Source organism: Candidatus Pelagibacter sp., assembly GCF_052049815.1.
Classification (GTDB): domain Bacteria; phylum Pseudomonadota; class Alphaproteobacteria; order Pelagibacterales; family Pelagibacteraceae; genus Pelagibacter.
The window spans coordinates 1-4887 of record NZ_JBNGZG010000056.1 but is presented as its reverse complement, the minus strand read 5'-3'; the positions used below and the strand labels follow the sequence as shown (position 1 = coordinate 4887).

Here is a 4887-nt window from a genome sequence, read left to right as displayed (position 1 = left end):
TTTTAATTTGAAATAAATCTTTATAAACTTTAGATATTCTTAACCAAGCATCAAAATCTTCCCAAGCTATATAATTTTTAGACTCATTAAATAACGAATTCTCTAAAAATAATTTTTTTTCTATTGATACTGATGAAGTAGCAAATGCCGGTCCGTTAATTTTTAAGTCTAAAAAAGGATTGATACTTAAAACACGGCAATAACCAGTTTTTCTAGTTAAAATTTTATGCTTAGAATTTAAATACATATCATGATATAAAAACTTTTTACCTTCATTAGCATGATTATTAGTTAAACATAACTTGTCTTTATGCCACCAATCATCTGAGTCTAAAAAAGATAAATAATTTCCTTTAGATTTTTTAATTCCGAGATTTCTTGATGCTGCAATTACTCCATTATTATTAATGTTAAATAATTTTATTCTACTATCATTAAAACTTTTTACTAACTCTTTGGTTCCATCATTAGAATTATTATCGACAATTATAATCTCCCATTCTTTGTAAGTTTGTTTAATCACAGACAAAATAGCTCTTTGTAATTTCAGTTTTCTTTTAAATGTGGGAATAATAACTGAAAAAAAATTATTCATTTTTTTTATTAAAAATTTATTTTATTTTTTTTTCTAAAACTTGTTTATCTCTTAGAGTATCCATACACATCCAAAAACCATTATGTTTAAATGCCATCAAGTTTTTTCTTTTAATTAATCTCTGAATTGGTTCTCTTTCAAGCATAACATTTTTATTATCTAGAAATTTGAAAAATTTTTGATTTAAAACAAAAAAACCACCATTTATCCAGCCTTCAGATAACTGTGGTTTTTCATCAAAGTTTAATAATTTTCCACCTCTTAATTTGAGTTCACCAAATCTGGCAGGAGGATGAACTGCTGTAAGTGTGGCTATTTTCTTATGTTTGAGATGAAATTGATACAATTTTTTTAAATTTACATCACTTATGCCATCACCATATGTAAGAAAAAAAATTTCATCATTAGATAAATATTTTTTTAATTTAAAAATTCTTTTTCCTGTTAAAGTATTCAATCCAGTATTTATAACTTTTATTTTTAAATCCTTATAAATGTTATAATTTTTGAAATATTCAAATAAAATTTTGTGTTTATAACCGCTCGCAATTAAAATTTCTTTAACACCATATTTATAAAAATGTTTTATAATATGAACAATAATAGGCCTGCCTTTAATTTTTACCATTGGCTTGGGGATTAGTTTTGTAAATTCTGCTAATCTTGTTCCCTTGCCTCCCGCAAGTATAATGGCTTTCATTTAACTACTTCATCAATTAAATTGATTATCAAACTTTTTTTTTTAGACATACATTTAAATGAATAAAAAGTCTTTGGCATAATTTTTAATATATTCATATTATCAGGAAATTTAATATCAATAGTTTCTGGTTTATCTTCAATATTTTTTTTTATGTAAAATCTAACTGAGCCATTAATGACTGTTATAAGCTGTGTTCTTTTTTCATGAAATTTCCAACCTTTAAATTTTTTTGGAAGGACCTCTGAAAAATAAATTTCACCAAATTTTTTAAAATAAAGATCATCCTTTGATATCATTTTATATAAATTTCCATTTGGATTTTTTATAATTTTAATTTTTTTAACTTTAAACTTAGAATTTATCATTTTGAATTCATATATTCTAAAATATTTTTTTTAGTAATTTGTTCAGGGGTGTATTTTTTTCTTATAACCTTTTTGTACCAATCAATGGTTAATTCAACGCTCTCTTTTATCTTATATTTAGGCTTCCACTTTAATATTTTTTTGGCTTTATCAATATTTAATTGTAAATTTGTTTGTTCATATATTTTTTTATTTCTTCTAATTTTTAATTCACCATATCCCCATTTTTTAATTGCAATTTTCACAATTTTTAAAACACTTGTTACTGTATTTTTTTCGGTTCCAAAGTTCCAAGGTCCTGAAAATTTTTTTGGAAACTTGTAAAGATTTATACCTAAAATTAAATACCCATATAATGGTTCTAAAACATGTTGCCATGGTCTATTAAAATCTGGATTTCTCAAAATTATTTTCTTATTTTTATTTAAAGAATTAACTAAATCTGGGATTAGTCTATTTGGTGATTGATCTCCACCTCCTATTACATTACCAGCTCTAGCACTAGCAATACCAAATTTTATTTCTTTACCAAAATAACTTTTAAAATAAGTATTAATTATTATTTCTGCAGAAGCTTTGGAGCCACTATAAGGATCAATGCCACCTAATTTATCATTCTCTTTAAATCCTATAGTTGAATAATTACTTTCATAACATTTGTCAGAGGTTACACAAATTAAAGATTTTATAGATCTAACATTTCTACTGGCTTCTAAAATATTCAATGTACCCAAAGTATTTACTTCATAGGTAAAATATGGTTTTTTATATCCATCAAGAATCAAGGGTTGTGCTGCCATATGAAATATAAGCTCAGGTTTAATTTTTTGAATAAATAATTTAAGCTTCTTATAATTTCTTATATCTAATGTTTTAATTTTAATTTTTTTTTGAAGATTTAAAGAAAAAAAAAGTTTTTTATTTTTGTTGGGAGAATATCCAATCGCATAAACTTTAGCACCAAGTATTTTGAGCCACAATGACAACCAGGCACCTTTGAAACCAGTTGCCCCTGTTATCAAAACTTTTTTATTTTTATAAAATTTTTTTAATAATTTCATTTATTTGTTTGATGCAAATATAGGAATAATTTTAAATAATCTAATTTTTAATTTCCTTCAATAAATTTATTTAGTAGTATTATAATATCCTTGCAAAAAAGTGATATATTTAACCTATTTGATATCACTGTTTTTGAAATAAATTAAAATTATTCGAACTAAAGTTATGATATCTTTTGTAATTCTACACGTAATTCAAGTATAATATTTGAAAAAATATTACCAACCAAACCTATTATTTTTTTTAAAATTTTATTTTTAATTTCTATATTCTTTACAAAGGGTAGCAAAAAATATGGAGCAAAAGGTGCTATTACATAAGAAAAACTTTTTACTTTAAATCGAGCTTTTGAGTAATAAGGTCTTTGCTTGCAATATGGAGATTCAGGATCAAAAAAACTAAACGTCAATTCATGAAATCCTTTTTTATGAGTAGGATCAATATAAGCATAACTTGAATTCCAATATGGTACAGATATTTTTATCAAACTATCCTGTTTAGTTACTCTATAAATTTCCTCCATTACTTTCATAAAATCATCAAGGTGTTCAATGACGTTTTCTGCTAGTACTTCAGAAAAAGTATTATTTTCGAAAGGCCAAGGAAAATTATTTAGATTATGAACTACATCCACATTTATATCCTGTTTAAAATCAACGTTTATAAAATCTTCTTTTATCTCATTACCTGATCCTAAATTAAGTTTTTCTTTTTTTTTCATAAAAAATCTTTAAAATTTTAGTTTATTTTATTTATTTTATTTAAGATTAATTTTTTTTTTTTTTGCCATTTGTCTTTATAAAGTACTAAATTGTAACATTGTTTTTCCTCATCAAAGTTTATAAGCTCATTTCCGGATCTAATATACCAATCCCTAATCCATTCATAACCTTTAATAACTTGTCCATAAATTTTATCTATTTTTTTTAATGAAAATAATTTTTCATATGTAAGATATTTAACAATAGAACCATATTTATTTTTTCTTGGTAAACCAGTCATTACTCTTATTCCCCAAAAACAAGAATTATCAGACTCATTAAATCTATCTCCATAACCTAATCCAATAAAATCATTATTAATATTTCTTAAAATATAATAATGAAAAAAATTAGATTTTAGTTGCTTTTCAAACCATCTGTTGTGTTCATCTTGGGTAATTATATCTTTATTGAAAGAACTTTTTCTTGTCTCTAATTGATTTCTAACTTTAAGAATATCTTCAGAGTCTTCTGATTTTGCTAAATTAAAACTATATTTATTTATTAAGTTCATCAAATATCTTTTTATAAGGATTATCTGTATATCTTGAAAATTTTTCAGAAAATATATTTAAATTTTCTTGTGTTTTTTTTGAAAACCACCATTGAGCAATATTATTCCATTCTGAATTAATAAATTCAACAGCACTTTCAGGATTATCATGAATTATCTTAACTTCTTTTAATAATGAATAGTATGGAATGGCTTCCTCTAAAATATTTTCATGGTAATTTTCTAAATAAATGATTGTTGGTTTATTTAAAGCAATATGTTCGTAAAAACCAGTACTATCATAAGAGTATACAGATAATAAATTATTATAATTTGAAACTTTTTTGAACGTATATTCATGATTTATTTCAATATTTAATTTGCAAATTTCTGTTCTTAAAACTGTATTGTAATTGATTTCACTTGGATGATATTTTATTTTTAAATTTTTTATTATTTTTCGATCAATATCTTTTAAAAATTTAATTTGATTTTTAAACATTTGTTTATTTTTCTTTTGGATATCCCAGAAGTAGATTCCTTTGAAGATATGACTACTAAATAAAATCAACTCATTTTCAAAATTATCATTAATATTGAATTTTTTTTCACCCGAACTTTTTATGTTATAAAATTTTTGAATTATATTACTATTTTGGGTGTCATGTTCTTCATGAAAAGAATGACTCCAGCCCCAGGTTAGATACTTTGTAGACGATTTAATATGATTATTATAAAGATCAAAATTATCTGTTCCATCAATATTTCCGTGTTGAAAATAAATGATCTTACAATTATTTAAATAACTTTTAGAGGCTAAAAACTTATAATATTCATTAAAATCAAAATGTTGTGACGTAGCTATAAGTTTAAACAATTTTGATTTTGTAATTTTATTATTTAAAAAA

At 23.4% G+C, this 4887-nt stretch carries 7 protein-coding genes; all 7 read right to left on the bottom strand.

Annotation, left to right across the window (positions count from 1 at the left end):
• A partial coding sequence (locus tag ACTT9D_RS06765; protein ID WP_440931021.1) for a glycosyltransferase family 2 protein occupies window positions 1–595 on the bottom strand: 595 nt, incomplete at its 3' end.
• Window positions 596–611: 16 nt separating this feature from the next.
• On the bottom strand, window positions 612–1295 hold the full coding sequence (locus tag ACTT9D_RS06760) for a sugar phosphate nucleotidyltransferase (protein WP_440931020.1): 684 nt from the start codon (window positions 1293–1295) through the stop codon (window positions 612–614).
• Entirely contained in the window at window positions 1292–1663 is a 372-nt protein-coding gene (locus ACTT9D_RS06755; protein WP_440931019.1) for a WxcM-like domain-containing protein, read from the bottom strand. The genes ACTT9D_RS06760 and ACTT9D_RS06755 overlap by 4 nt, the downstream gene beginning before the upstream one ends.
• Window positions 1660–2724, bottom strand: a complete 1065-nt coding sequence (rfbG, locus tag ACTT9D_RS06750) for a CDP-glucose 4,6-dehydratase (protein ID WP_440931018.1) — start codon at window positions 2722–2724, stop codon at window positions 1660–1662. The genes ACTT9D_RS06755 and rfbG overlap by 4 nt, the downstream gene beginning before the upstream one ends.
• Window positions 2725–2888: 164 nt before the next feature.
• A complete protein-coding gene (locus ACTT9D_RS06745; protein ID WP_440931017.1) occupies window positions 2889–3446 on the bottom strand; it encodes a class I SAM-dependent methyltransferase in 558 nt (185 codons plus the stop codon).
• A gap of 17 nt (window positions 3447–3463) precedes the next feature.
• On the bottom strand, window positions 3464–4000 hold the full coding sequence (locus tag ACTT9D_RS06740; protein WP_440931016.1) for a hypothetical protein: 537 nt from the start codon (window positions 3998–4000) through the stop codon (window positions 3464–3466).
• The coding region (locus ACTT9D_RS06735) for a hypothetical protein (RefSeq protein WP_440931015.1) at window positions 3984–4887 on the bottom strand (904 nt) is incomplete at its 5' end. The genes ACTT9D_RS06735 and ACTT9D_RS06740, both read right to left, overlap by 17 nt.

Coding starts and splice junctions, on each gene's coding strand:
- ACTT9D_RS06760 (WP_440931020.1), bottom strand. CDS start 1,295: ATGAAAGCCATTATACTTGCGGGAGGCAAGGGAACAAGATTAGCAGAA.
- ACTT9D_RS06755 (WP_440931019.1), bottom strand. CDS start 1,663: ATGATAAATTCTAAGTTTAAAGTTAAAAAAATTAAAATTATAAAAAAT.
- rfbG (WP_440931018.1), bottom strand. CDS start 2,724: ATGAAATTATTAAAAAAATTTTATAAAAATAAAAAAGTTTTGATAACA.
- ACTT9D_RS06745 (WP_440931017.1), bottom strand. CDS start 3,446: ATGAAAAAAAAAGAAAAACTTAATTTAGGATCAGGTAATGAGATAAAA.
- ACTT9D_RS06740 (WP_440931016.1), bottom strand. CDS start 4,000: ATGAACTTAATAAATAAATATAGTTTTAATTTAGCAAAATCAGAAGAC.